This is a genomic window from Phenylobacterium sp. (assembly GCF_016124325.1).
In the GTDB taxonomy this organism is placed as follows: Bacteria; Pseudomonadota; Alphaproteobacteria; order Caulobacterales; family Caulobacteraceae; genus Phenylobacterium.
Genome location: NZ_WGNY01000019.1, coordinates 179,162 through 204,072 on the forward strand (window position 1 = coordinate 179,162; position 24,911 = coordinate 204,072).

The window sequence follows — 24,911 nt, forward strand, 5'->3', positions numbered from 1 at the left end:
TGAGCGATCGGTTAAGATCGCATGGCGAAGGGTCAGTACGCCCGGGTGTCGTCGAAGATCAGCGGGATCGTCCGCCAGACGATCTTCATGTCGAGCCCGAACGACCAGATGTCGATGTACTCGTTGTCCGATTCGACGCGGTCGATGATCGCCTGGAGCTCCTTGACCTCGCCGCGGAAGCCGCAGATGGCCGCATAGCCCGTAAGGCCCGGCCGGGCGCGAAAGCGGCGGTCGTAGCCGGGAACCATCTTGCCCCAGGTCTCGTCGTGGGCGACGGCGTGAGGACGCGGCCCGATCAGGGACATCTCACCGCGGAGCACATTGAGGAGTTGGGGCAGTTCGTCGATGCTGAATTTGCGCAGGACGCCGCCGAGCGGCGTGACGCGCGCGTCGTTCTTGGTGGCCTGGCGGATGCTTGCGCCGTCCTCGGCGACAGTCATCGTGCGGAACTTGAAGACGGTGAAGATCCGCCCGTTAAGGCCCGTGCGGCGCTGGCGGAAGAGCGCGGGGCCAGGCGTTTCGAGCCGGACCAGCGCGGCGATCGTCAGCAGCAGCGGCAGGAAGAGCGTCAGCGCCACCAAGGCGAAGACGATGTCGAAGGCGCGCTTGCGGCGGCTGGATGCTACGGCCGCCGGCGGCGCGGAGGCGGTGATCGGCGCCACGGAAGGTGCTCCAGCTTCGCTCCAGCGCTGAGTCCGCACGGCGCCCTGAGTGTCCGCCAGACTATTCATAGCAGCGCCTGCGGTTGGGGCGTTCGTCGCCGAAGGGGAGTTCGCGGAGGAAGGCGGCCATGGCTTCGGCGCTCCAGAGGCGCACGAGGAGATGGGATCCGCCGTGGTCGATTTCGGTTCGTATATGGGCGTCGCCATCGACGCTTGATGCGTGCGTCGTAATGAAACCGTAGAACGCCGAGCGGATCCGCTCCGCGTCGTCGTCCGCTCCAAACCGCGTTTCAAATCCGGACATCCCCGACCGTCCCGTCGAACACGTGACACTCGAAGCAAGAGCCGCGCCACCGCGGTCGCCCCAGGAACATCACGTGACCTTCACCATATTCGGCCGGGAAGGCGGTTCGGTTGCAGTTAGGGTTGATAAAATCTCAATCCGCCGGCGCGGAACCGTCAGTAGGCCTGCGGATCGCGGAAAATGACGAGCACGGTCTTGGCCAGGATCGCGATATCGAGGCCCAGCGACCAGCTGTCGATATAGAGATTGTCCGCCGCGATCCGGTCGCGCATGCAGCGCAGGTCGCGGATTTCGCCGCGCAGGCCGTTCACCTGGGCGAGGCCGGTCAGGCCCGGCTTCGCGCGGAAGCGGTCGGCGTAGTCGTCGATCTGCGTGCTGTACTGGGCGTCGTGGGCCAGGGCGTGCGGTCGGGGGCCAACGATCGACATGTCGCCCTGCAGCACGTTGAAGAACTGAGGCAGTTCGTCGAGGCTGAGCTTCCGCAGCAGAGCGCCGACGACCGTGACGCGGCTGTCGTTCCTGGTGGCTTGCCGGACGTTGGCGCAGTCTTCCGCCACCGTCATGGTGCGGAATTTGTAGATCGTGAAGATGCGGCCGAGGTGCCCCGTCCGCCGCTGCTTGAAGATGGCCGGGCCGCCGGTCTCGAGCTTGATGGCCAGCGCAATGCAGCACAGCAATGGAAGGAAGACCAGGATCGCCAGGCTGGCGCCGATGATGTCGATCGCCCGCTTGGCCCAGCTGGTGGCGGGCTGAGCCGCCTCCGCGCCCGGAATTTCGGCAATGCGCGACAGGCCGTCTTCGACGGCCTCCGCTGGGGAAGGCGGCGTTGCGGGTCTGGCGATGACATCGGTCATCAAAAGTTACGCCTCAAACTGACCACGCGTCCTGAAGACGTCCTCCCGCGTCTCCATTGGCGTCTCGTTAGCCAATTTCCCAAACGAACTTTTCACGTTCGCGGGTACCTAATGTGACACCGCCCAAGAAAAGGGCGTTGCCGGAGTGGGAATATGCCGTCCGATCTGTCCGTCGACATCGCGAGCCCAGTGGCGGAAGCCGCACCGGCCCGTCGACTGCCGATCGGCATCGGCCTTTCCGTCGGCGCGTGTGCTTCCATCGCCCTATGGGCCTGCATCGGTCTCGGCTTGCGAGCTCTGTTGACCTGAAGCGCCCGCGCCCTCGCTTCACCAGGCCGAAAAGCCCACTCGTCCCCAATATTTAGCGCGTTTTAACCGTCCACGAGGGGGGCGGTCAATGCGACCGTCGCCGTCTCTCGGTCGTCCCGCCGCCCCTGGCTCGCCGCCGCCGGCCGGTATCGCAAGGCGCAACGGCGGACGTCGACGGCGGGAACCCGATCGGCTTGCGCGCGAACCGTGATAGTCAGCGACACCATGGTGCAGAACCCTTTCACGCGCTCGCCGAGCAGGATCGCGGTCATCGGTCTGGGGTATGTCGGGCTGCCGCTGGCCGTGGCGTTCGCGCAGGCGCACGACGTCGTCGGGTTCGACATCAACGCCGATCGTGTGGCCGAACTCGAGCGAGGACGGGACGCCACCCTCGAGGTGACGGCCGACGAGTTGAGGGCGGCCACGCGGCTGACATTCAGCGCCGATCCCGCGGCTCTCGACGGCTGCAACGTCTTCATCGTGACCGTCCCGACCCCGATCGACGCCTACAAGCGCCCCGACCTCGGCGCCTTGATGGCCGCCAGCCGCACCGTGGGCGGCGCCATCCGGCCGGGCGGGGTGGTGATCTATGAGTCCACCGTCTATCCCGGCGCGACGGAAGACGACTGCGTCCCGGTCGTGGCCGAGGTCTCGGGCCTGGCGTTCAACCGTGATTTCCACGCGGGCTACAGCCCCGAGCGGGCCAATCCGGGCGACCCCGGCCATCGGCTCGCCGACATCGTGAAGGTCACCGCCGGCTCGACCCCGGAGGCCGCCGATTTCGTGGACGCGCTCTACGCCTCGGTCGTGCGGGCGGGGACGCACCGCGCCAGTTCGATCCGCGTGGCCGAGGCCGCCAAGGTGATCGAGAACACCCAGCGCGACCTGAACATCGCGCTGATCAACGAATTCGCCCTGATCTTCCATCGGCTGGGGATCGACACCCAGGAGGTGCTGGCCGCGGCCGCCACCAAATGGAACTTCCTGAACTTCCGGCCGGGCCTCGTGGGCGGCCACTGCATCGGCGTCGACCCCTACTACCTGACCCACAAGGCTGAGGCGGCCGGCTATCGCCCCGAAGTGATCCTGGCCGGACGGCGCATCAACGACGGGATGGGCGGCTATGTGGCGCGCGAACTGGTCAAGGAGATGATCCGGCGGGGCCTCGCGGTGAAGGGCGCGCGTGTGCTGGTGATGGGCCTGGCGTTCAAGGAAAACACGCCCGACCTGCGCAACACGCGCGTCATCGATATCGTCCGCGAGCTGGCGGAGTACGGCGCGCGGGTCGACGTCTGGGACCCGTGGATCGCCCCCGCGACGGCCCGGGCGGAATACGGGCTCGAGCTGGCGGAGCGGCCGGAAGAGGGGGCCTACGATGGCGTCGTGGCGGCGGTGGCCCACCGCCAGTTCGTCGATCTCGGGCCGGAGCGGACCCGTGCGCTTGGGCGGCCGGGGGCGGTGCTGTTCGACGTGAAGGGCATGTTTCCCAAGGCCGCGTCGGACCTGCGCCTCTAGCAACGGCGCCCATGTCTTGAGCATGGCGCACGAAAACACGGCGCCCGGCCGGCGGATCGCGCCGTCGCGGCGTCGAAGGGTTCTAGGGGCCCGCGAGTACGGCCAAGGTCAAAGCGCCCTTCGGGGCGTTTCCTCCCTGAACTCGCCGCGCCCGCAACGGCGCGGCTTTTTGTTTGCGGCGAGTTCGCCCCAAACGGAAACGGGCGGCCCTCGCAGGCCGCCCGCCGCCGAAACCCTTGCGGGCCTCAGAACGTGTAGTTGATTCGGGCGTAGTAGTAGCCGCCCTGCCAGTCGACGGAGGCGTCGGACCGGTAGATCCGCCCATTGGTGGCCGACTCGCCGATCTTGTCGGGATCGGGGTGGTTGTCGAAAACGTTGCGCACCCCGAGCGTGAGCCGAGTGTTGTCGGACACGTCCCAGTTGCCCTCGAGGTCGACGAAGACCTCCGGATCCCACTTCTGGATCACCGGGTTCGTGGCGCTGAACATGTTCTTGTACGGGCCGTAGACGCCCACCCGGGCCAGGCCGGACAGGTCGCCCATCTTGTGCACCGCCGTGAGCGTGCCGCGCCAGCGCGGGTCGGAGTGCTTGAAGTCGTAGACGTATTCGCCGTCGAAGAAGCGGCGGGTGGTGCCGGTGGTGTCGACGACCACCTTCACCTTGTCGACGACCTGCAGGTTCCAGTTGAAGGCCAGGCTGAAGTTGGTGGTCTGGCCGTTGCCCCAGTCGGCGACGTAGGTGCCGACCACGTCGACGCCCTGAACCTGGGCGTCGAAGGCGTTCTGGAAGAAGTTGACCTGGCCGATCGTGTTCGCGCCCGGAACGTTCGCCGCGATCAGCGCCGCCTGGACGGCGGGCGTCACCGTGATCGGGGTGATCGCGTAGAACATGTCCTTGATCTCGATGTAGTACGCATCGATCGAGAGGGTCATGCCGGGCAGGGGTTCGGCGGTCATGCCGAACGAGAAGTTCGTCGACTCTTCCGGCTTCAGCGGCTGGGCGCCGAGGAACTTGGCCACCGGGTTGGTGGCCGGGAACAGGCCCTGGGCCACCGGCTGACCGTTGTTCACGACCGTCGAGACGATGGTCGTGAAGTTCTGGCCGGTGGTCGGCGCCCGGAAGCCGGTGCCGACCGAGCCGCGGACGGCGAAGATGTCATTGATCTTGAACCGGCCCGCGACCTTGTAGTCGACCGTGGAGCCGAAGTCGGAGAAGTCCTCCACCCGCAGCGCCGCCTGAACGAAGAGCCGGTCGGTCAGGTCCGTCGACGCATCGATATAGGCGGCCTTGGAGTTGCGGGTCAGGCGACCCGCGTAGTCCGGCGTGAAGCCAGGGGCGCCGTTAGAGCCCACGCCCAGGATCGCATAGACGGGGTTGGTGAAGGTCCGTCCGTCGATCACCTGGGTGGCGCTGTTACAGACGATGCCGGCGTTCTGAGGCGCAGTCGGCCGCAGCGTGCGCTGGGTGATGTCGGTCTCGTTGGTGCAGAAGTCGTAGGGATCCTGCTGGGCGTACGGGCCGGCGATGTAGGACGGCACGTCGCCGGCGACGATCTTGTAGCCTTCCTTGCGGTACTCGACGCCGAAGGCCACGTCGATCGGCTGGGGCGTGAAGCCCGACAGCGCATAGGTGAAGTCGGCGTTCAGGGCCCATTCGTCCGACCGCAGATCGCCCTGGTGGAAGTTGGTCGGGCTCTTCTCGCCGAGCGAGAAGTTCACCGTGTCGTTCAGGTCATACGACAGTTCGTCGTAGCCGTAGCGTGCGCTCAGGTCGAAGCCGAAGGGCCCCACGTCGCCCTTGTAGCCGCCGACGGCGCTGTAGTCGGTGATCTTGCCGATGTACTGCGGCGTGAAGCCCAGCGGGAAGATCGCGTTCGCGCGGAAGAGCTGGCCGTTGGCCATCCGCACATAGTCGTCGAGGTTGTTCGTGGAGGCGCCGACGTCGACCGGGTTGCGGTAGTTGAAGTCTTCCTTCTGACGACTGTGGCCGTAGTTGCCGAAGGCGTAGAGCTCGCCAACCGGCAGCTTGTAGCCGGTGTTGAGGAACACGCGGGTGGCCTCGCCCTCAGGCTGGCCCCACTTCTGCGGCACCTTCTGGAAGAGATGATCGTAGTCGACGGTCTGGGCGTAGTTGGCCGTGTAGGCCGTGCCGGGCCCGGTGGTTTCCGACGAGAACAGCGGCACGCAGAAGCCGGCATTCTGGTTGGGGATGTTGCGGTTGCAGAACGGCCCGTTGCGGCTGGTCGGCTGCTCGGTGGTGTACTCGAAGGAGATGTGGGCGAAGCCGTTCTCGCCGAGATGGATGCCCTTGTCGCCACTGACGATGACGGTCTCGCCGTCGTGCACGTAGTACTGGCCGGCCTGGACCGACAGGCTGCCGCTTTCCGGATCGTCCTTCAGGATGAAGTTGATGACGCCGGCGATCGCGTCCGAGCCGTACTGGGCGCCCGCGCCGTCGCGCAGCACCTCGACCGACTTCAGCGCGCCCGCGGGAATCTGCGAGGCGTCCTGCGCCTGCACGCCACTGCCGCCGGTGGCGACCAGCGCGGCGCGGTGGCGGCGCTTAGAGTTCACCAGGAGCAGGGTCTTGTCGGACGGCAGGCCGCGCAGGCTAGCGGGGCGGATGAAGGTGGCGCCGTCGGAGATCGGCTGGCGGGTCAGGGTGTAGGACGGCACCAGGGTCTTCAGGAGGTCCTGGGTGTCGGTCACCGAGACGCCGGCGATGTCGTCGGCGCTGAAGGCGTCGACCGGCACCGGAGATTCGAGAACCGTACGGGGCTTGGCGCGCGAGCCCGTGACGATCAGTTCCTGCAATGTGCCGGCGTCCGCATCGGCGTCGGCCGCGAGCGCGGCGTCGGTCCCCATGGCGGTCAGGGCGACGGCGGAGATGCCAGCCAGCCATACGCGCCGGCCACGCCACGCTGGCGCGCGGCTGCGCGCGATTTCGCGCGCGGATTCATTCAATTTCTTCACTTCGGACCCCCTCATTTTCGACGTTGGGCCCTCGTGAACGTTCCCCTCCAAGCCTTTCGCGTGGACGCCTCTTGGGCGCCGGTTACTCCACGCGTCGCGTCATCCCCGGGGGCAGACTGAAGGCAAGTCCCTATGTGTCGTCCTTCAGGCGCTGTCCCGACCCTGCGCGAATGACGAAAGGACCGCCCTGCCTCCGCCCCAAGTCAATGCAGATCAAAATCTTGTGCCGGCGTCCTCAACGTGGATGACCAAATTTTCGCCACGGAAGCACAGTGTTGGGTCATGAAGACTGAATTCGCACGTCAGTATAATTTGACTCACACGTCGAAAAGTGGTCGGTGATTTCATCGTGCATGTTGAATGCTTAAAATTCACGCGACGACTGACGTTCAACTGAGCATGAGCCTGGCCTGAAGGCCGGGTTCGGTCTGTCGACTTGCGTGAGCGCGGCCCCCTAGGCCGCATCACGGGCCGCGTGCCAAACTCGGGCGCCGTCGCTGCGGCGGACCGATTGCTCACCAAGGGGATATCCATGCGCAAGATCCTGTTCACCGCCCTCGCCGCCAGCACCCTCTTGGGAGGGGCCGCGAACGCGCAGAACGTGCACATCAATCCGGCGAAGAGCTTCATCTCCCAGGCGGTGAAGGTGCCGGCGGGATCGGAGACGATCTATGTGAGCGGGCAGCTGGCCGATCCGGTGTCGGGCTCGGGCGCCACGGCGGAGCTCGGCGACACGAAGACCCAGACGATCAGCGTGCTGGGCAAGATCAAGGCGATCCTGGAAGCCCAGGGCTACACGCTCAGCGATGTCGTCATGATGCGAGTGGTGCTGGTCGGCGACCCGGCGAAGGGCGGCAAGATGGACTTCGCCGGCATGATGGAAGGCTACAACCAGTTCTTCGGGCCGCTGGAGAACAAGCCGGCCCGGATCGCCTCGCAGATCGCCGGCCTGGCGCGGCCGGGCGCCCTGGTCGAGATCGAGGTTCAGGCCGCCAAGCCGGCCAAGTAGGCGGAAATCGGGTCGCGACGAGGCCGCAGCGGCGTGCGAGGCGCCGTTGCGGCCTCACGCCGGCTTCAGGGCGGCGGAACGCGCGGCGTGCGGGCGCGGGAGACCGCGTCGGCCGTCGCCGGGTCCAGTTGAGCGAGCGCATTCTCGACGGCGCGCTCGTAGCAGGCCGAGCGCCGGGCCGCGCGCTGCACGTCGGTGACGCTCGTTCGATCGGCGCCGCAGACCTGGGCCGCAGCCGCATCGATCCGGCCGGACAGCACGGACGCCGCCAGCGGGTCCCGAGCGTTCAGATCGTCCGTCGCCACCGCGACCGATCGGGAAGCGGTCGGGCTGGGGGTGGCCATGGCCGCCGCGGGCGCGCTCAGCGCCAGCGCCGCTAGCGCGGTCGTCATCAGGGGGTTCATCTCAATTCACTCCTTCCTCGCGCCGGCGGCTTGGCGCCGACGCCTTTTGATCTGGGCCTCTCTCTGGAGGCCTGAACGGGCCACTTTCGCGACCGTGGTCCGATGTAGGAGCCGCAGGCGGGCGAAATATGGCGACGAAGCCCCCTTGAGCGGCGCGGGAAGGCGCGCGAGCTTCGGCCCATGGACAGACGTAGACTCCTGACCCTCGCCGCCGCCGGCTGCCTGGCTGGTCCGCGGATCGCCGGGGCCCAACCGCGCTTGCAACGGATGCCGGCTCCGCCACCGATCTCACGGGAGGAGAGGCTGGCGCGCCTTGCCAAGGCCCAGGAACTCATGCGCCGACAGGGGCTGAGCGCGCTGATCGTCGAACCGGGCTCAAGCCTGATCTATTTCACGGGCGTCCGCTGGGGACGCAGCGAGCGGCTGACCTGCGCGATCATCCCCGCCGAGGGCGAGGTCGGAATCGTGACGCCCTTCTTCGAGGAGCCGTCGGTGCGCGAGACGCTTGCCGTGCCGGCGGAGGTTCGGACCTGGCAAGAACACGAGGATCCGCTGGCGCTGGTGGCGGGATGGCTGCGGGACCGCAAGGCCGGGGCGGGCGTGGTCGGCTTCGAGGAGACGACGCGCTATTTCGTCGTCGATGGCCTCGCAAGGAACCTGCCGACGGCCACGCTGCGCAACGGCTCGGCGATCGTGCGCGGATGCCGGATGATCAAGTCGCCAGCCGAACTCGCGCTGATGCAGCACGCCTCGGACATCACCATGGCCGCCTATCGCCTCACGATCCCGAAGGTCGAGGCCGGGATGCGGCCCATCGATATCGCGCGGATCATGAACACCGCGACGGCGGCGCTCGGCGGCGATCCGGAGTTCTCGCTGGTTCTGCTTGGAGAGGCGGCGGCCTACCCCCATGGCTCGGGCAAGCCTCAGGTGGTGAAGCCCGGCGAGGTGGTGCTGATGGACTGTGGCTGCACAGTCCAGGGATACCAGTCCGACATCTCGCGGACGTTCGTGTTCGGCGAGGCCACGGCGCGCCAGCGGACGGTCTGGAGCCAGGTCCAGAAGGGCCAGCAGATCGCCATCGAGGCCGCTCAGGTGGGCGCCGCCGCTGGGAGCGTCGACGACGCCGTGCGCCGCTACTACGTCTCGCTCGGCTACGGGCCGGACTACAAGCTGCCCGGCCTGTCGCACCGCACTGGCCACGGCATCGGCCTCGACGGCCATGAGCCGGTCAACCTCGTGCGTGGAGAGGCGACGAAGCTCGCCCCCGGCATGTGTTTCTCGGACGAGCCGGGAATCTACATCCCCGGGGAGTTCGGCGTGCGCCTCGAGGACTGCTTCCACATGACGGAAGCCGGCCCGAAGTGGTTCAGTCAGCCTTCGCGGTCGATCGAGGAACCGGTCTAGACGCCGTAGTAGCCCCGATACCAGTCGACGAAGCGGCCGACGCCTTCCTCGACGGTGACCTTGGGGTCGTAGCCAAGGACGGCCCGCGTCTCCGCCACATCGGCTTCGGTGGCGGCGACGTCGCCCGGCTGCATCGGCAGCAGGTTGATCTGGGCCTTGCGACCGAGCTTGTCCTCCAGGACCTCGATATAGCGCATCAGGTCGACCGGCCGGTTGGCGGCCAGGTTGAGCACCCGCCAGGGCGCCGAGCTTGTCGCGGGATCGGCGGCCTGGGCGTCCCAGTCCGGATTCGCGGCGGGCGGCGTTTCCATCGCCTTGGCCAAGCCGTCGACGATGTCGTCGATGTAGGTGAAGTCGCGACGCATCCGGCCCTGGCCGTACACGTCGATCGGTTCGCCCCTCAGGATCGCGTCGGTGAACTTGAAGAGCGCCATGTCGGGGCGGCCCCAGGGTCCATACACCGTGAAGAAACGGAAGCCGGTCGCCGGGACGCCGAACAGATGGGCGTAGGCGTGGGCCATGCCTTCGTTGGCCAGCTTGGTGGCGGCGTAGAGGGTGATGGGGTGGGTGGCCTGGTCGTGGACGTCGAACGGCAGCTTGGCGTTGGCGCCGTAGACCGAGCTGCTGGAGGCGAAGACCAGGTGCCGGGGCTGAACCGCGCGGCAGCCTTCGAGGATGTTGAGGAAGCCCACGACGTTGGAGTCCACATAGGTGCGCGGGCTCTCGAGGCTGTAGCGGACGCCGGCCTGGGCGGCGAGGTTGACGACGACTTCAGGCCGGGCCTCGGCGAAGAGGGCCGCGACGCCGTCGCGGTCGGCCAGATCGAGATGGACGTGGCGATACCCCGCTTTCCCTTCGAGGATCGCGAGCCGGGCGGCCTTGAGCGTCGGGTCGTAATACGGGTTCAGATTGTCGAGCCCGACGACCGTCTCGCCGCGCTCGAGCAGGCGGCGGCTCAGATGGAAGCCAATGAAGCCGGCTGACCCGGTCACCAGGATCGTCAAGGCGGCGTTCCAAGCTGGCCGCGCACCAGCGCGCGACTGCGCTCCGTAACCAGGGTCGAGGCGGAAGTCGACCCGCGGCGCCCGCTAGCGGCCGGCCAGTCCCACCACCGCACGGGGCTGGGCGGTGCGCGCGCCGGCTTCGACGGCCGCGCGCCGCGCTTCGGCGATCTCGCCGGCCAGCGTCTGGGAAAGCACTGGCAGCATGGCCGCGAGGCTGGCGGAGAGGAAGCCGAGACGGCCCTCGCGCCATCCGCCGTGGACGACGTAGGCCGCCAGGAAGACGCCCACCGCCTGGAACAGCCCGACCAGAGCGGGACCGCCGGCCTCCTGACTGTCGGCGAGATCTTCGGCGCGCAGCGCCGCGAGGCGGTTGAGCCGGTCGACGAGCCCGCCGACGTCCGCGCCGAGGCGACGGCGGATCGCGCCCTTGAGCGCGCCGCCCGGACGTCCGGCCAGGGCCGAAGGGGCGTTGACGCGCCGTGGCTCCCAGGCCTTCAGCCCGCGCCGATAGAGGCGGGCCTCGCGGCGGGCGCTGAGGTCGCCCGTCCAGCCGTCGCGGACCAGCGCCTCGCCGATGTAGTTGTCGATCGGCAGGTCGTACCAGTCGCCCGCCTTGTGGATTTGCAGGACGGCGCGGATCTCCCATGCCAGGGCGGCGTCGACGATCTCGTCCGGCTCGACCTCGAGGATCCAGTCGCCTGAGCACGCCGCGACCCCGGCCGCCTTGCGTTGGCTTTCCAGAGGGAAGATCCCGTCGATCACCACCGCGCCGTGGCGCCGCGCGATCTCCTGCGAGCGGTCGGTGCACCGATCGGCGACGACCACGATCTCATCGCAGAACGCCAGCTTGCGCAGGCATTCCGAAAGTTGTGCGTCCTGGTTTTGCGCACAGACAAGCGCCGACAGCCTGACCACGCCGACCCGCTCCCATCCCGACCCGTCACGGAATAAGACGCCGCCCGCACGAAACGCCCCCCAGCCAAGCTTTACTTTTCGTTCAGAAAGCGACGCGCAGGCCGACCTTGTCGATGCAGCCGCCCCGCCGCGCAGCCGGGGGTCGCGCCAACCGCCACGGCTCGTCCAGACAGGCTGCGCCGGGATAGGACCTTCCGATCCCGTCAGCGGTCCGACGCAGTATCGCGCCGCAGGACCACGCCCGCGCCGGAAGGCGCCGCTCGTATGGGAACCAGCAAGGCCAGACGGCGGATGACCGAGGCCTGATCATCGAGCACCAGAACGCCCGATATCGGCGTGGCGGCGAGTTCGGCGTCCTCGATCCGGATCGGGGTCTCGAATTGCTGGTTGAGGTCGGAAACGACCTCGGCGAGGGGTTGCCCTCGATAGACCAGGCGGCCGGAACGCCAGCTCAGGACTTCGTCCGAGTTCACGGCGGCGACCTTGACGGACGCGTCGCCCTCTCGATGGTCGAGCCGTTGTCCGGGATGCAGGCGGTAGGCGCGGCCCTGCGCGCCCTGCGCCGGCAGCACCTCGACGGCGCCCCTTGCGACGGTCACCGACAGTCGGCCGTCGCGCCGTCGCACGTCGAACTGGGTGCCCACGACCCGGATGGTCCGGTCGCCGGCCCCGATGAGGAACGGCCGGCGTGAATCGTGCGCCACGTCGAAGACCGCCTGACCCGCGTGAAGCGTCACGTTGCGGGTGTCGCGGGTCAGGGCGACCGTCAGCCGGGTGGCCGCGTTGAGATCGATCGTCGAGCCGTCGGCCAGCCGGACGGTGCGCCTCTCGCCCTTGGCCGTCGCGTAGTCCACCGCTTCGGCGTCCAGCAGCAGCTCGGGCGCCACCACGGCCGCGACGGCCGCCGCCGCGGCGAGGCCGCCCACGGCGATAACGGCGCGCCGCCCCACGGCCGTCCGGCCTGCGGGGCGATCGGTGAGGTTGCGGGCCACGGGAGCCGCCGCGGCGGCGTAGGCCTGCGAGACCGCAAGCGCTTCGTCGAAGGCCGCTGTATTGGCCGGCCCGCCGATCCAGGCGTCGAAAGCGATGGCCTCGGCGTCGTTGAGATCGCCGGCTTCCAGGCGCACGACCCAGCGGGCGGCGTCTTCGCGCCGCGCCTCGTCGGAATGTCGCCGTGCGTCGATCATGAGTCCGCGCCGAAGCCGCCACGCTGACGGCTTGTCGAACAGATAGACGGCGCCGAACCGCCCAACCCCCCGGTCGCCCGATGCAATTTGTAGTAGTTCATCGCCTCAACCTCGCGGTGAGGGCCTTGAGCGCGGCCGAGATGTGCTTCTCGACGGATTTCACGGAGATTCCCATGATCCGGGCCGTTTCGGCGTGGCTGCGCCCCTCCAGCTTGTGGAGCCGGAAAGCGCGTTGCATCTGCGGCGGGAGCTCGGCCGCGGCCTCGACGAGCTGTCGCAGACGCTGGCGCGAGGCGACCGTGTCGTCCGCGGGAACCTCCTCCGCCACGTCCTCCCCGCCGATCTCCATATGCGCCACCCGTCGCCAGGCCGTCTCGCGGGCCACGGCGCGGGCCTCGCCCCGGGCGCGGTCCAGCATGACATTGGTGGCGATCCGGTAGAGGAGGGCGACGGGGTTCTCCGCCGTGATCGTGGGATCGCGCGCGGCAAGCTTGACGTAGAGTTCCTGGGCCAGGTCCTCGGCCGTCGCCTGGGATCCCGAACGGGCGGCGAAGAACCGCAAGAGGTTGCCGCGCCGCTCCAGATAGAGCTCGAGCAACGGATCCGCGGGCGCGTCGCCCGGATTGCGATCCGTCCGGCCCGTCATGCGGGCACGCGTGAAGCCGGCGGGCCCGCCATGCGGTCGGCGACGTAGGTCGGACGAAGGCGATACATGGACGGATCGTGCGCCGGAGAGTGCTCGCCGAAAGACATGCCTCATTCCGTTGGATGCGCCAACTTCCCGCCGGAGCGGGGGGCGCGGGCCTTGGGCGGCGTCTAGACTAGGATGCCGCAGGGTTCGTCGCGCCGGCGTCGGCGCAGACGGGGGGTGCGGCGTCAACGCGTGCGGGCCGCGGGGGAGCGGTCCGCACGCTCCACGCCTGCCTGATTCGCTACGGACCACCGATCGCCGGGCGCGCCGACGACGCCGAATCGGGCTCGGCGGCGCCGGAATCGCAGACCGGCAAGGCGATCACGCCATAGGGAAGGCGCATCGCTTGGCCCGCGGTATGCAGATGCGCGTTCAGCCTCTATGAAATTGACCCACGGTGGGAGAGTAGCGGGCGACCGCATATCGTTTCGAGGCCCAAGGAGTTGCCGTCTATGAGCCAAGCGACCGTACAGGGGCTCGAGCCCGCGCCGACCAAGCACGCGAAACTCGTGGAATGGGTGCGTGGAATCGCCGAGCTGACCGAACCTGATCGTGTCGTCTGGTGCGACGGCTCCGAAGAGGAGTGGAACCGGCTCACGGCCGAACTGGTCGCAGCCGGCACGCTGAAGCCGCTGAATTCCGAAAAGCGGCCCAATTCGTTCTATGCCGCCTCGGATCCGCGCGACGTGGCCCGGGTGGAGAGCCGCACGTTCATCTGCTCGGAGAATCCCGAGGACGCCGGCCCGACCAACAACTGGCTCGATCCGACCGAGATGCGGGCGGACCTGAAGGACCTGTTCAAGGGCGTGATGCGCGGGCGGACCATGTACGTGGTTCCGTTCTGCATGGGCCCGCTGGGCTCGAAGATCAGCGCCCTCGGCGTGGAGATCACCGACAGCGCCTATGTGGCGGTCTCGATGCGGATCATGACCCGCATGGGTCAGGCGGCGCTCGATGAACTGGGCGAGGACGGCTTCTTCGTGCCGGCGGTGCATACGGTGGGCATGCCGCTGGAAGACGGCGCGAAGGATGTGCCCTGGCCCTGCAACGAAGCGAAGTACATCGTCCACTTCCCCGAGACGCGGGAGATCTGGTCGTACGGCTCGGGCTATGGCGGCAACGCGCTGCTGGGCAAGAAGTGCTTCGCGCTTCGGATCGCCTCGGTGATGGCCCGCGACGAGGGCTGGCTCGCCGAGCACATGCTGATCCTGAAGCTGACCTCGCCGGAAGGCGCGGTGAAGTACGTGGCGGCCGCGTTCCCGAGCGCGTGCGGCAAGACCAACATGGCCATGCTCCAGCCGACGCTCCAGGGGTGGAAGGCCGAGACCATCGGCGACGACATCTGCTGGATGCGCTTCGGCGACGACGGGCGGCTGTATGCGATCAACCCCGAAGCGGGGTTCTTCGGCGTGGCTCCCGGCACGGGCATCGAAACGAACAAGAATGCGATCGACGCGCTCTGGGGCAATTCGATCTTCACCAACGTAGCGCTGACCGAGGACGGCGACGTCTGGTGGGAAGGCCTGACGCCGGAGGCGCCGGAGCGCCTCACCGATTGGCGCGGCAATCCGTGGACGCGCGGTTCGGACACGCCGGCCGCCCATCCCAACGCCCGCTTCACCGTGCCGGCTTCGCAGACGCCGGTCATCGCGCCGGAGTGGGAAGATCCGGCCGGCGTGCCGATCTCGGCCATCCTGTTCGGCGGGCGGCGCGCCTCGGCGGTGCCGCTGGTCACCGAAGCGCTCGACTGGAAGCACGGGGTCTTCATGGCCTCGAACGTGGCTTCGGAAGGCACGGCCGCGGCCGAGAACAAGATCGGCGAGCTGCGCCGCGACCCCTTCGCCATGCTGCCGTTCTGCGGCTACAACATGGGCGACTACTTCGGCCACTGGCTGAAGATGGGCGAGACGGCGGCCGACGTTTCGAAGCTGCCGCGCATCTACTTCGTGAACTGGTTCCGGAAGGACGAGCGGGGCAAGTTCGTCTGGCCGGGCTACGGCGACAACAGCCGCGTGCTCAAGTGGATCGCCGAGCGCCTCGATGGCCAGGCCGAAGCGGTCGACACGCCGATCGGCCGCGTCCCGTCCAAGGTCAGCCTGGACACCTCGGGCCTCAACCTCAGCGAGGCGGCGCTCGATCTCCTGCTGACGGTCGATCCGCAGATCTGGGTGCAGGAAGCCTCGCTGATCCCCGAGTTCTATGAGCGGTTCGGCGAGCATCTGCCGGAAGGCCTGTGGGCCGAGTACAAGGCCCTCGTGGCGCGTCTCGAAGCGGCGAGCGCCTCGGATCGCGTGGTGGCGGCGGAGTAGAAGCCGCCGCTGCAGCGCAAGGGATCAAGGCCGCGGCAAGCCCGCGGCCTTTTCTTTTGGGGGCGGCGGGCTCAGCCGCCGGCGACCACTCGCAGGCTTGGGGCCGGGCCAGGCTTTTCGCCACGGACCTGGGACACCAGGTCGAAGAGCGCCGTCCGCACCGCCTCGGTGTCGCCAGTCTCGGCGACCGCGGCCAGCGCCGCCAAGTGGTCCGGTGTGACGCGCAGGGCCGAGTTGGAGACGACCTCCATGACCTTGTGGGCCGCGGGCAGGGCGCGCTCGGTCTCGTCGAGCAGGGCTTCGGTGAGCTTCTCGCCTGCGCGTAGCCCGGTGATCTCGATCTCGATGTCCTTGCGGCCAGACAGCGCGATCATCTGGCGCGCCAGGTCCATGATCGAAACCGGCTCGCCCATCTCCAGCAGGAAGAGGCGGGAGTCGCGGCGGTCGTCCTCGTCGCAGGCGGCCGTGGCGTGCAGGACGAGCTGCGCGGCCTCCGGGATGGTCATGAAGAACCGAGTCATCTCCGGATGGGTCACGGTGACCGGCCCGCCGCGCTCGATCTGCGACTTGAAGATCGGCACCACCGAGCCCGAGGAGCCCAGGACGTTGCCGAAGCGAACGGCCGAAAAGCGGGTGCCCTCGGCGGTGGTCTGCTGGGCCTGGATCACGGCCTCGGCGAGCCGCTTGGTCGCGCCCATGGCGTTGGTGGGGTCGACGGCCTTGTCGGTCGAGATCAGCACCATCTGGCCGGCGCCGCAGGCCTTGGAAGCCTCCGTGACGTTCCAGGTGCCGACGACGTTGGTGAGCAGGCCTTCGGCCGGATGGCGCTCCACCATCGAGACATGCTTGAGGGCGGCGGCGTGGAAGACGAGATCGGGCCTTTCTTCGGCGAACACCGCCGCCGTACGCTTCGCGTCGCGCACGTCGCAGAGGACGGCCTTCACCGGGACGTAGGCGTAGGTTTCGCGCATCTCGCGCTCGATTTCGAACAGCGCCGTCTCGGAGAAGTCGAGCAGGGTGAGCTGGGCGCAACCGAAGGCCGCCACCTGCCGGCACAGCTCGGCGCCGATCGAGCCGCCAGCGCCGGTGATCAGCACGCGCCGATTCTGGATCAGCCGGCCGACCGCGCGCCGGTCCAGTTCGATCGGGTCGCGCGCCAGAAGCTCCTCGATGTTGATGTCGCGCATCGGGAGGAGCGTCAGCCCGTCGTGCTGGGACAACTCCACGATGGAGGGCAAGCGCAGGAGGCGGATGCCATCGGTCTTGAGACGCCCCAGCAGGTCGGCGGTAAGGCCCCGGAGGCGGCCCGGCTCCTCCAGGAACAGCACGGCGCGCGGGTAGCGGTTCCACCGGCGCAGATCGGCGAGCGCCTCGTTCAGCCGGTCGATCGTCTCGAGGATGCAGACGCCGCGCACCTGGGCGCCGACGTCGCGCCGGTCGGTGCCGATGATGCCCACCGGCGTATAGGTGGGATTGTGAGTGCGAGCGACGTCGCGCAGGTAGGTGTCGGCAAGCGACGGGGGACCGATCAGCAGCAGCGACGGCGCCTGGGTGACGCGGTCGGTGATGATCTTGAGCGGTGAAATGCTCTCCAGCGCGTGCTCATGGAGCGCGCGGCGAAGGATCCGCACGCCCATGGACGCCACCATCTGGAAGAGAGGGGCCATGACCAGGGTGGAGCGCGGCACGCCCTCGGCCCGGTCGAGTACGAACACCGCCAGCAGGAAGACGCCCACGGTCAGGATCGCGCTGCGCGCGAGCACCAAGGCGTCCGGGATCGAGACGTAGCGCCACGGCGAGAGCTCGCCACGGAAGATGAGGGCGAAGACGCCCGCGATGGCGGCGTAGAGCGAAACCAGCTGGAAAAAGTTGAGGGCGCCGGCCTGACCCAGGCCCAGTTCAGGCTGGGTCGGCGCCACGAAGAAGGCGACAGTGAAGGCCAGAGCCGCGAGCACCACGTCGAAAACGATGGTCTGCGCTCGAACGGCCATCCGCTCCATGCGCCGCACTCCGCTCACGATCTGATTCCCAACCATAGGGCCCGGAGGCCGGGCGGCCAGCAAAACTTAACGGGCGGAGCGCTTCTGCGGTCCGGCGCCCTGGGCGCGTCAGCCAGGCGCGCGGCGAGGGCCGGAACTTAGGAACAAGCGTCTGACGACGCAATGAAAAAGCCGCCGCGACATGCGCGGCGGCTCTCATACGACAGACGCGGCTAACCGCGGGTCACCAGGTGAGCTTAATTCCGCCCACGACCCGGGAGTCGGCCAGGCCGCCGGAAGCGGCCTTGGACAGGTTGGTGTCGAAGTAGCGAACGTCGAAGCCGACGTGGTCGTTCAGCGAGAAGCCCACGCCCAGGTTCCAGGTCGTGTAGTCGGCCGCCTTGTCGATATTCTGCCGACCGACGGCGCCACTGATCGAGAACGGCGTTTCAGGAATGGAAACAGCAGCGTTCGCCTCATAGTAGACCGCGTCGCCGGTCTTTCCGAAGAACTCAGGCGAATAGTAGACCGCGGCGCCCAGTGTGGCCGGCCCGGCCGGCACGGAGGCGGCGACCTTGCCTTCCCAGTACGCCTGGTGGCAGCACGAGCCCAGGTAGCCGTAGTAGATGACCCCGATATCGAAGCTCACCGGACCCGCAGAGGGCTTGATCCCGGCGTACAGGTCGACTTCGGCATCGGTGCCGTTGCCGAAGTCGACATTGGAAGCCCAGACGCCGGCGTAGCCGATGCCGAGGCTGGCATCGATGCCGCCGAACACCGACGGGTCTTCGTTGGTCTGGCTAAAGCCACGGAACACGTAGTCGGTGTTCGCTCCGATGTTGAAGGAGAAGGATGGTCCTTCGTCCTGCGCCTGAGCGGCGCCAGCGAGCGCCAGCGAGCCGATAGCGGCCACCAGCGCGAGTTTCAGCGTTCTCATTGAGTATCCCCTCTCACGTCCGCCCAGCCGAAGCCGACGGGCTCAGCCATCGTCGTGGGCTTGGCCCCCAGATCAACGCAGGCTGGCGGGCATGGCTAAGGTGCGGGGTGAGTGCTGAAAATTTAGGCGCCTTGCCGAGCAATAGCCCGCGGGGTCGGCAACTTTCGTGTTCCAGTCACAATCACCGGGCGACGAGTGGGGCGAATCCCAGGTGCGATCCGGCGTCGACGAGCAACGTCTCGCCAGTGACGTGACGCGAGCCGGGGGAAGCGAGGAACACGGCCGCCGCCGCGATGTCCTCGGGCTTCGACGCCGCCTTGAGCGGCGTGCCCGCCGCGGCGTTGGCGCGGATCCGCTCGACGGCGGTCTCGGGCATGCCCTTCCCGAACCACGGGGTGTCGATGAAGCCCGGGCAGATGGCGTTGACGCGGATCTTCGGCGCGAGCGCCCTGGCCAGGGAGAGCGTCATGGTGTTCAGCGCCCCCTTGGAGGCGGCGTAGGGCACCGACGATCCGATGCCCGTCACGCCGGCGATCGAGGCGGTGTTGACCACCGCGCCGGGCTGGGGCGCGGCCTCGAGGAGGCTCCGCGCGGCGCGGATCATCTGGAACGCACCGACCACGTTGACGGCGTAGAGGTCGAGGAAGTCCTGGCCGGACACGGCTTCCATGTCGGCGTGATTGGCGAATTTGGTCGTTCCGGCGTTGTTGAAGAGGGCGTCGATGCGGCCGAAGGGCTCGGCGGCCTGGGCGATGGCGCGACAGTCGGCGTCCTTCGCCACGTCGCCCTGGACGAGCACGACTTCGGCGCCGTGCGCCTGACACAGGCGGGCGGTTTCCTCCGCATCGGTCCGGTTGTGCGCGTAGTTGATCACGAGCGCGCGGGCGCCGCGTGCGGCAGTCTCCACCGCGATGGCGCGCCCGAGCCCCGTGGACGCTCCCGTCACCACGACCACGAAGTCCTGATAGTCGCCCTGAGCCATAGCGTTCCTCTCGCTTGTCGTTTGAGGCCTAGTAGCGTCTAAACCCGCCGATATGGAAGAGACCCAACTCACCCAGCTGGGCCGCGAGGTCCGCGGCTATGCGAATCCCGACGAAGCGGTGCTGGAGCGCGTGCCCAATCCGCATCCGGGAACGACCTATCTCGTCCGGTTCGCGGCTCCCGAGTTCACGTCGTTGTGTCCTGTGACCGGCCAGCCCGATTTCGCCCACCTGGTCATCGACTACGTCCCCGGCGACTGGCTGGTGGAGTCGAAGTCGCTGAAGCTCTACCTGGGCTCGTTCCGCAACCACGGCGCCTTCCACGAGGATTGCACCCTGGCGATCGCCAAACGCCTGCACGAAGAGCTTTCGCCGGTCTGGATCCGGATCGGGGGCTATTGGTACCCCCGGGGTGGCATTCCCATCGACGTGTTCTGGCAGAGCGGCCAACCGCCCGAAGGGCTCTGGCTGCCCGATCAGGGCGTGGCGCCCTATCGGGGGCGTGGCTGAGCCCCCCGGCCAATCCGGAGCGGACTGTTCGGGCTTTCCAAGAGCGGCGTGCGGGCCTATAGGTGAAAGTGCCCATCTCTCCTCGGGCGTGTCACCTCAGGCCGGATGGCGCGGCGCGCCGTCCGGCCGTTGTGTTTCCGGGGCCTATGCTTCGGGGGCCTGTGTTTCCGGGGCCTACTGGGGCCGCCAACGGGTCACCAGCGGCTCCAGCGATGGACGCTCACGCTCAAGAGGCGTCTCGCGCGCGGTTCCCACGAGGATGCATCCTGCCACCCGCTCATTCTCGCCGAGGCCCAGCACCGCGCCCGCGTCGGCATCGTAGCTGTACCAGTCGGTGATCCAGTTGGCGCCGAAGCCCATCGCCAGCGCCGCGTAGAGCAGGTTGGTGCAGACCGCCGCCGCGGACAGGATCTGCTCCCATTCGGGAATGGCCGCGGGCCTGGGGCTCGCCACCACGAAGACGGCGAGGGGCGGGGCCTTCAGCTTGGCCAGCTTGGCGACGAGGCTGGGATCTCCGCGGCCGCGTGCGATGGCTTCAAGGCGTTCGACGAAGGCCGGCTTGGCCTGCGGGTCGAGGACGACGAACCGCCAGGGCGCGAGCTTGCCGTGATCGGGGACGCGCGCCGCCAGGCGCAGCAGTTCGTCGAGCTGCGCGGCGTCCGGGGCGGGCTCGCCGAGGGTCATGGCCGACGTCGAGCGGCGCAGCGCGAGAAAGCGCAGAACCTCGGGCGCCGATGAGACGGGGAGCGACGCGCCGAACTCGGGCGCGGGGGGCAGGGCTGAGCTCAACGCGGAACCGCCTTTAAGGATCGGGATAGGGGACCTCTTTATGGGGAGCCCAAAGCTGATCGCAAGACGAGGACCCTTCGACGATGCCGGAAAGGCCCTCCTGGCTTCGCCCCCACGGCCTGGCCTGGTCCCGCGGAACCGCGCGGCCGGTCTATGAGAATCCGTGGATCCGGGTGACCGAATACGCCGCCACCGCGCCGACCGGCAGGCCGGCGACCTACGGGTTGGTCAGCTACAAGAACTACGCCGTGGCGGTGCTGCCGCTCTTCGAGGATGGCACGACCCTGCTCGTGGGCCAGCACCGGTTCCCGCTGGGCGACTACAGCTGGGAGATTCCCGAGGGCGGCGGCCCGCTCGACGAGGATCCGCTGGAGAGCGCGCGCCGCGAACTGGCCGAGGAGACCGGACTGCAGGCGGCCGAATGGCGCGAGATCCTTCGCGCGCAACTTTCGAACTCGGTCTCCGACGAGCGGGCGATCGGCTATCTGGCCCTGGGGCTGTCGCCTGCCGAGGGAGAGCATCACGCCGACGACACCGAGGCGATCGCCCTCGCGCGCGTGCCGTTCGGCGAGGCGCTGGCGGCGGCGATGGACGGCCAAATTCAAGACGTGCTGACGGTGGCGATGCTGCTGAAGGCTCACCATATGGCCGCCAAAGGGCTTTTGGAGCCCGCGCTCGCGCGGGCCGTGTTAGGCTAGGGAGACGCCTAATGGGCCGGGAGGAACCGATGAGCCAGCGCCTGGAGGTGGTGAACCCCGCTTCGCCGCCGCCCGTTTGGGCCGCGTTGCGCAACGAAGCCTATGCCGCGGCCAAGACCGAAGCCGCCCTTGCCAGCCTGCTGGCGGCGGTGATCCTCAACCACGAGACCCTGGGCGATGCGCTGAGCTACCAGCTCGCACGCAAGCTGGGCGACCAGGAGCTGCGGGCCATGAGCCTGCGCGACACGATCGAAGAAGCCTATGCGGCCGACCCGTCGATCGTCGACATCGCCGAGGACGATCTCAAGGCGGTGTTCGAGCGCGACCCGGCGTGCCGGGGCTACGTGCAGCCCTTCCTGTTCTTCAAGGGATTCCTGGCGCTCCAGACGCACCGGGTGGCCCATTGGCTGTGGAACGAGGGCCGCGAGACCCTGGCCTTCTATCTGCAGAGCCGCTCGAGCGAACTCTTCCAGGTGGACGTCAACCCGGCGACGCGGATCGGGCGGGGCGTGTTCGTCGACCACGGCACCGGCATCGTGATCGGCGAGACCGCGGTGATCGGCGACGACGTCTCGATGCTCCAGGGCGTGACCCTGGGCGGAACCGGCGCCGAACGCGGCGACCGCCACCCCAAGATCGGCAAGGGCGTGCTGTTGGGGGCCGGCGCCAAGGTGCTGGGAAACATCCAGATCGGCGACTACGCCAAGATCGCGTCCGGGTCGGTGGTGCTGAAGCCGGTGCCGCCGCACTGCACGGCGGCGGGCGTGCCCGCGCGCCTCGTGAACTGCCCCACCTGCGACGAGCCGGCGAAGAGCATGGATCACACTCTGGCCGATGCGGTCTACGACTACGTGATCTGAGGTTTGCCCCGCGCGACGGTTTCTGTAGGTTCGCGCCGAATTCGACTCCCAGGGAGCCTAGGCGTGGACGAGAAGACCATCCGCAAGATCGAGGGCCATCTTCGCGGCACCTTCGCGAACGCGCGCATCACGCTTGTGCCGCGCCCCAAGCAGAAGGATTCCGCCGAGGTCTACATCGGTGAGGAGTTCATCGGCGTGGTCTTCGAGGACGAGGACGAGGATGGCTCGTTCATGTTCGAGATGGCCATTCTGGCCGAAGACCTTCCCTAGGCGCGTTCAGCGCACCTGAAGCACCGCGAGCGCGCCGGCCGGAGCCGGCGCGATGCGAGGGGCCGCGCGCGCGAGGTCGAGCCAGGCGGACCAGTCGCCTTGTGGGAGGATCACGACCTGGCGATCGTGGTAGGGCGCGATATCCGGTCCCGGCGGGCAGGTCAGCAGCGTGAACCGGTCGTCGCGCACGAGCCCGGCGACGCCCAGGAATGCACCGTCAGCCGAGGTGAAGCGCCACTTCGACTTCGGCGCCTTGGCTCCCGTGAACTCGTAGAAGGCGTCCACGGGCACGATGCAGCGGCCTCGCGGGAAGCTGCGGCCGTCAGAGCAGGATTGAACTGCCGACCTCAGCCTTACCAAGCGGTAATATACTACCGCTATACCTACGAAGAACTACGAAATCATACGATAAATCATTGACTTAATTTTCCGCCTCTACGAAGCTCCACACCAGAGTTTCTGACAATCTGCTGCCTATGGGCTTACTTTGGAGGCCCCCTGGAAGCGATTGGGAGCCGAGAATCCCGTGGCCCGCGCCCGCGTCAATCTCACCCGCCGGATCGTCGAGGGCGCGCCCGCCGGAGACGCCGCGGCCTTCGTCTGGGACGCCGCCGTCCGGGGCTTCGGCGTGCGCATCTGGCCGAGCGGACAGCGCATCTATTTGGTCCAGTATCGGGTGGGCGGGCGCACCCGGCGCTACCGGATCGGGCCGCATGGAGCGCCCTGGACGGTGGAGAGCGCCCGCGACCAGGCCCGCGTCGTCCTGGGACGCGTGGCCGCCGGCGAGGATCCGCAGGCCGACCGGGCCTGCGACCGCCGCGCCATCACCGTGGCCCGGCTCTGCGACCTCTACCTCGCCGAGGGCCTGGCGACGCGCAAGCCCACCTCCATCGCCTCGGCCCGGTCCGACATCGAGAACCACATCAAGCCCCTCCTCGGGGCCCGGCGGGCGAGCGACATCGCGCGCCAGGACGTGGAGCGGCTGCTGCTGGACGTCAGCGCCGGCCGGACCGCCCGCCGGCGCAGGACCTGCGCGCGCGGGCTCTCGCGGGTGCGCGGCGGCCGCGGGGCCGCCAACTCGGCGGTGCGCACCTTCTCGGCCGTCCTGGGCTTTGCGGTCGGCCGCCAGCTGCGGCCCGACAATCCGGCCTGGCGGGTGCGCCGCTTCCCCGAGCGCAAGCTGGAACGGTTCCTCTCGCCGCAGGAGCTCGGCCGGCTGGGCGAGGCCCTGGCGGCGGCCGAGGCCCTGGGGGTGGAGAGCCCCTACGCGCTCGCCGCCATCCGCCTCCTGATCCTCACCGGATGCCGCAAGAACGAAATCCTGACCGCCCGGCGGGCCTGGCTCGACGCCTACCACCGCTGCCTGCGCCTGCCCGACAGCAAGACCGGCGCGAAGGTCGTCTATCTCGGCGCGGCGGCGATGAAGATCGTCCAGGACCTGGTCGAGGTCCCCGGCAACCCCTACCTGCTGCCCGGTCGCGGCGGGGAAGGGCCCCTCATCAATCTCCAGACCCCCTGGAACCGCATCCGCAAGGCCGCGGGGCTTCAGGACGTGCGGATCCACGACCTGCGCCATTCCTTCGCCAGCCTCGGCGTCGCCAACGGCGACAGCCTCTATGTGGTGGGCGCGCTGCTGGGCCACCGCAGCGCCAAGACCACCCAGCGTTACGCCCACCTGGCCGACCATCCGGTGAAGGCCGCCGCCGACCGGATCGCCCAGGAGATCGCCCTGCTGATCGGCGCGGAGATGGCCGACCTGCCCGAACCGGCCGAACGCGCGGCGCAGCAGGCCCAGGCGCGGGAGGCCGAGGCGAGCGCCCGCGCGGGCTCGGTGATCGGCGAGGTGCGGCGCGCGCGCTGGCTCGACACCCCGGCCGCCGCCGCCAAGCTCGGCAATACGGTGGGCACGCTGCAGACCTGGCGCTGGATGGGCGTGGGGCCGGCGTTCCGCAAGATCGGCCGGCGCGTGGTCTATGCGGCCGAGGAGCTGAAGGCCTGGGCGCGGCGGACAGGCGCGCCCCTGGCGCGGCCGGCCCCGGTCGCGCCGGCGATCCCGGAGGGGCCGAACGTGGTGCTGCTTGGCCGCCATCGCCGGGCCGGAGGCGGGGCGAGCGCGTGACCCGCGCCTCGCCGCGGCGGCGTCGGGCCGTAGCCGGGGCGGCGGCCGCCTAGGGGCAGGGCTGAGCCGCCGAGGCGCCGTCCTCGGCGACCTCGCGCCAGCACGCCGCCGCATCGGACATCTGCGTCCAGGCGAGCGCGAGGCCGACACAGACAAGCGCGAGCGCGACGCAGGCGAGCGCCAGCCAGCGCGCCGCGGCGCGATCGCGCGCCGGACCCTCCTTGGGC

Annotated in this window: 25 protein-coding genes; 10 read left to right on the plus strand and 15 right to left on the minus strand. The window is 68.5% G+C overall.

Features of this window, described 5'->3' with window-relative positions:
- Positions 1 to 32 precede the first annotated feature (32 nt).
- The 3 genes from GC203_RS11655 to GC203_RS11665 all read right to left on the minus strand — a co-directional run bounded on the left by GC203_RS11655 (position 33) and on the right by GC203_RS11665 (position 1,820).
- On the minus strand, positions 33 to 662 hold the full coding sequence (locus GC203_RS11655) for a sugar transferase (protein ID WP_293454438.1): 630 nt from the start codon (positions 660 to 662) through the stop codon (positions 33 to 35).
- Positions 663 to 723: 61 nt separating this feature from the next.
- Positions 724 to 966 (minus strand): hypothetical protein, encoded by a 243-nt coding sequence (locus GC203_RS11660; protein WP_293454441.1) that lies wholly within the window; start codon positions 964 to 966, stop codon positions 724 to 726.
- Positions 967 to 1,121: 155 nt separating this feature from the next.
- Positions 1,122 to 1,820, minus strand: coding sequence for an exopolysaccharide biosynthesis polyprenyl glycosylphosphotransferase (locus tag GC203_RS11665; protein WP_293454444.1), 699 nt, complete (start codon positions 1,818 to 1,820; stop codon positions 1,122 to 1,124).
- 153 nt (positions 1,821 to 1,973) lie between these two features.
- Here GC203_RS11665 and GC203_RS11670 point away from each other — a divergent pair, with 153 nt between their 5' ends.
- Complete coding sequence (locus GC203_RS11670; RefSeq protein ID WP_293454446.1) at positions 1,974 to 2,129, plus strand: hypothetical protein; 156 nt, start codon at positions 1,974 to 1,976, stop codon at positions 2,127 to 2,129.
- Between the two features lie 62 nt (positions 2,130 to 2,191).
- Here the strand turns inward: GC203_RS11670 and GC203_RS11675 are convergent, their stop codons facing one another.
- A complete protein-coding gene (locus GC203_RS11675) occupies positions 2,192 to 2,401 on the minus strand; it encodes a hypothetical protein (protein WP_293454449.1) in 210 nt (69 codons plus the stop codon).
- A 31-nt stretch (positions 2,402 to 2,432) separates the two neighbouring features.
- On the opposite strand from GC203_RS11675, the gene GC203_RS11680 reads away from it, so the two are divergent.
- A complete protein-coding gene (locus GC203_RS11680) occupies positions 2,433 to 3,644 on the plus strand; it encodes a nucleotide sugar dehydrogenase (RefSeq protein ID WP_293454451.1) in 1,212 nt (403 codons plus the stop codon).
- Positions 3,645 to 3,889: 245 nt separating this feature from the next.
- On the opposite strand, the gene GC203_RS11685 is transcribed toward GC203_RS11680, so the two are convergent.
- Positions 3,890 to 6,508, minus strand: coding sequence for a TonB-dependent receptor (locus GC203_RS11685; protein WP_293454453.1), 2,619 nt, complete (start codon positions 6,506 to 6,508; stop codon positions 3,890 to 3,892).
- A gap of 640 nt (positions 6,509 to 7,148) precedes the next feature.
- Between GC203_RS11685 and GC203_RS11690 the strand changes: the two genes are divergently transcribed.
- Positions 7,149 to 7,625 carry a RidA family protein gene (locus GC203_RS11690; protein WP_293454455.1) on the plus strand — a complete coding sequence of 159 codons (477 nt, stop codon included), beginning with the start codon at positions 7,149 to 7,151 and terminating at the stop codon, positions 7,623 to 7,625.
- A 65-nt stretch (positions 7,626 to 7,690) separates the two neighbouring features.
- On the opposite strand, the gene GC203_RS11695 is transcribed toward GC203_RS11690, so the two are convergent.
- A complete protein-coding gene (locus tag GC203_RS11695) occupies positions 7,691 to 8,029 on the minus strand; it encodes a UrcA family protein (RefSeq protein ID WP_293454457.1) in 339 nt (112 codons plus the stop codon).
- 180 nt (positions 8,030 to 8,209) lie between these two features.
- Between GC203_RS11695 and GC203_RS11700 the strand changes: the two genes are divergently transcribed.
- Positions 8,210 to 9,436 (plus strand): Xaa-Pro peptidase family protein, encoded by a 1,227-nt coding sequence (locus tag GC203_RS11700; RefSeq protein WP_293454459.1) that lies wholly within the window; start codon positions 8,210 to 8,212, stop codon positions 9,434 to 9,436.
- On the opposite strand, the gene GC203_RS11705 is transcribed toward GC203_RS11700, so the two are convergent.
- The 4 genes from GC203_RS11705 to GC203_RS11720 form a co-directional block, all read right to left on the minus strand.
- The gene (locus tag GC203_RS11705; protein WP_293454461.1) at positions 9,433 to 10,440 is read right to left on the minus strand and encodes an NAD-dependent epimerase; all 1,008 of its coding nucleotides are present in this window, start codon (positions 10,438 to 10,440) and stop codon (positions 9,433 to 9,435) included. The two genes, GC203_RS11700 and GC203_RS11705, sit on opposite strands and share 4 nt — an antisense overlap.
- Before the next feature lie 84 nt (positions 10,441 to 10,524).
- The gene (locus GC203_RS11710) at positions 10,525 to 11,355 is read right to left on the minus strand and encodes a glycosyltransferase family 2 protein (RefSeq protein ID WP_293454464.1); all 831 of its coding nucleotides are present in this window, start codon (positions 11,353 to 11,355) and stop codon (positions 10,525 to 10,527) included.
- A gap of 203 nt (positions 11,356 to 11,558) precedes the next feature.
- On the minus strand, positions 11,559 to 12,542 hold the full coding sequence (locus GC203_RS11715) for a FecR domain-containing protein (protein WP_293454466.1): 984 nt from the start codon (positions 12,540 to 12,542) through the stop codon (positions 11,559 to 11,561).
- Positions 12,543 to 12,639: 97 nt separating this feature from the next.
- Positions 12,640 to 13,188 (minus strand): RNA polymerase sigma factor, encoded by a 549-nt coding sequence (locus GC203_RS11720; RefSeq protein ID WP_293454469.1) that lies wholly within the window; start codon positions 13,186 to 13,188, stop codon positions 12,640 to 12,642.
- Positions 13,189 to 13,685: 497 nt separating this feature from the next.
- On the opposite strand from GC203_RS11720, the gene GC203_RS11725 reads away from it, so the two are divergent.
- Positions 13,686 to 15,542 carry a phosphoenolpyruvate carboxykinase (GTP) gene (locus GC203_RS11725; RefSeq protein ID WP_293454470.1) on the plus strand — a complete coding sequence of 619 codons (1,857 nt, stop codon included), beginning with the start codon at positions 13,686 to 13,688 and terminating at the stop codon, positions 15,540 to 15,542.
- Between the two features lie 71 nt (positions 15,543 to 15,613).
- Here GC203_RS11725 and GC203_RS11730 read toward each other — a convergent pair whose 3' ends face one another.
- The 3 genes from GC203_RS11730 to GC203_RS11740 form a co-directional block, all read right to left on the minus strand.
- Positions 15,614 to 17,542: a nucleoside-diphosphate sugar epimerase/dehydratase gene (locus tag GC203_RS11730; RefSeq protein ID WP_293454471.1), complete on the minus strand. Its 1,929-nt coding sequence runs from the start codon at positions 17,540 to 17,542 to the stop codon at positions 15,614 to 15,616.
- Positions 17,543 to 17,765: 223 nt separating this feature from the next.
- Complete coding sequence (locus tag GC203_RS11735) at positions 17,766 to 18,458, minus strand: TorF family putative porin (RefSeq protein WP_293454472.1); 693 nt, start codon at positions 18,456 to 18,458, stop codon at positions 17,766 to 17,768.
- A 181-nt stretch (positions 18,459 to 18,639) separates the two neighbouring features.
- Positions 18,640 to 19,440, minus strand: a complete 801-nt coding sequence (locus GC203_RS11740; RefSeq protein ID WP_293454474.1) for an SDR family NAD(P)-dependent oxidoreductase — start codon at positions 19,438 to 19,440, stop codon at positions 18,640 to 18,642.
- A gap of 52 nt (positions 19,441 to 19,492) precedes the next feature.
- On the opposite strand from GC203_RS11740, the gene queF reads away from it, so the two are divergent.
- A complete protein-coding gene (gene queF, locus GC203_RS11745; RefSeq protein WP_293454475.1) occupies positions 19,493 to 19,948 on the plus strand; it encodes a preQ(1) synthase in 456 nt (151 codons plus the stop codon).
- 174 nt (positions 19,949 to 20,122) lie between these two features.
- Here the strand turns inward: queF and GC203_RS11750 are convergent, their stop codons facing one another.
- The gene (locus GC203_RS11750; protein WP_293454477.1) at positions 20,123 to 20,737 is read right to left on the minus strand and encodes a nitroreductase; all 615 of its coding nucleotides are present in this window, start codon (positions 20,735 to 20,737) and stop codon (positions 20,123 to 20,125) included.
- Between the two features lie 173 nt (positions 20,738 to 20,910).
- On the opposite strand from GC203_RS11750, the gene GC203_RS11755 reads away from it, so the two are divergent.
- From GC203_RS11755 to GC203_RS11765, 3 genes are all read left to right on the plus strand, one after another.
- A complete protein-coding gene (locus tag GC203_RS11755; RefSeq protein ID WP_366501733.1) occupies positions 20,911 to 21,435 on the plus strand; it encodes an NUDIX hydrolase in 525 nt (174 codons plus the stop codon).
- A 29-nt stretch (positions 21,436 to 21,464) separates the two neighbouring features.
- Positions 21,465 to 22,295: a serine O-acetyltransferase gene (cysE, locus tag GC203_RS11760; RefSeq protein WP_293454481.1), complete on the plus strand. Its 831-nt coding sequence runs from the start codon at positions 21,465 to 21,467 to the stop codon at positions 22,293 to 22,295.
- A gap of 63 nt (positions 22,296 to 22,358) precedes the next feature.
- Positions 22,359 to 22,565, plus strand: coding sequence for a DUF3126 family protein (locus tag GC203_RS11765; protein WP_293454483.1), 207 nt, complete (start codon positions 22,359 to 22,361; stop codon positions 22,563 to 22,565).
- A gap of 6 nt (positions 22,566 to 22,571) precedes the next feature.
- Here the strand turns inward: GC203_RS11765 and GC203_RS11770 are convergent, their stop codons facing one another.
- The gene (locus GC203_RS11770) at positions 22,572 to 22,925 is read right to left on the minus strand and encodes an SOS response-associated peptidase family protein (RefSeq protein WP_293454485.1); all 354 of its coding nucleotides are present in this window, start codon (positions 22,923 to 22,925) and stop codon (positions 22,572 to 22,574) included.
- Positions 22,926 to 23,091: 166 nt separating this feature from the next.
- On the opposite strand from GC203_RS11770, the gene GC203_RS11775 reads away from it, so the two are divergent.
- Positions 23,092 to 24,684: a tyrosine-type recombinase/integrase gene (locus GC203_RS11775; protein ID WP_293454487.1), complete on the plus strand. Its 1,593-nt coding sequence runs from the start codon at positions 23,092 to 23,094 to the stop codon at positions 24,682 to 24,684.
- The last annotated feature ends 227 nt before the right edge of the window (positions 24,685 to 24,911 follow it).

Excerpts from the sequence above, each read along its gene's own strand:
- GC203_RS11660 (WP_293454441.1), bottom strand. The coding sequence starts at position 966 with ATGTCCGGATTTGAAACGCGGTTTGGAGCGGACGACGACGCGGAGCGG.
- GC203_RS11665 (WP_293454444.1), bottom strand. The coding sequence starts at position 1,820 with ATGACCGATGTCATCGCCAGACCCGCAACGCCGCCTTCCCCAGCGGAG.
- GC203_RS11670 (WP_293454446.1), top strand. The coding sequence starts at position 1,974 with ATGCCGTCCGATCTGTCCGTCGACATCGCGAGCCCAGTGGCGGAAGCC.
- GC203_RS11675 (WP_293454449.1), bottom strand. The coding sequence starts at position 2,401 with ATGACCGCGATCCTGCTCGGCGAGCGCGTGAAAGGGTTCTGCACCATG.
- GC203_RS11685 (WP_293454453.1), bottom strand. The coding sequence starts at position 6,508 with ATGGGGACCGACGCCGCGCTCGCGGCCGACGCCGATGCGGACGCCGGC.
- GC203_RS11690 (WP_293454455.1), top strand. The coding sequence starts at position 7,149 with ATGCGCAAGATCCTGTTCACCGCCCTCGCCGCCAGCACCCTCTTGGGA.
- GC203_RS11695 (WP_293454457.1), bottom strand. The coding sequence starts at position 8,029 with ATGAACCCCCTGATGACGACCGCGCTAGCGGCGCTGGCGCTGAGCGCG.
- GC203_RS11700 (WP_293454459.1), top strand. The coding sequence starts at position 8,210 with ATGGACAGACGTAGACTCCTGACCCTCGCCGCCGCCGGCTGCCTGGCT.
- GC203_RS11715 (WP_293454466.1), bottom strand. The coding sequence starts at position 12,542 with ATGATCGACGCACGGCGACATTCCGACGAGGCGCGGCGCGAAGACGCC.
- GC203_RS11720 (WP_293454469.1), bottom strand. The coding sequence starts at position 13,188 with ATGACGGGCCGGACGGATCGCAATCCGGGCGACGCGCCCGCGGATCCG.
- GC203_RS11725 (WP_293454470.1), top strand. The coding sequence starts at position 13,686 with ATGAGCCAAGCGACCGTACAGGGGCTCGAGCCCGCGCCGACCAAGCAC.
- GC203_RS11730 (WP_293454471.1), bottom strand. The coding sequence starts at position 17,542 with ATGGAGCGGATGGCCGTTCGAGCGCAGACCATCGTTTTCGACGTGGTG.
- GC203_RS11735 (WP_293454472.1), bottom strand. The coding sequence starts at position 18,458 with ATGAGAACGCTGAAACTCGCGCTGGTGGCCGCTATCGGCTCGCTGGCG.
- GC203_RS11740 (WP_293454474.1), bottom strand. The coding sequence starts at position 19,440 with ATGGCTCAGGGCGACTATCAGGACTTCGTGGTCGTGGTGACGGGAGCG.
- queF (WP_293454475.1), top strand. The coding sequence starts at position 19,493 with ATGGAAGAGACCCAACTCACCCAGCTGGGCCGCGAGGTCCGCGGCTAT.
- cysE (WP_293454481.1), top strand. The coding sequence starts at position 21,465 with ATGAGCCAGCGCCTGGAGGTGGTGAACCCCGCTTCGCCGCCGCCCGTT.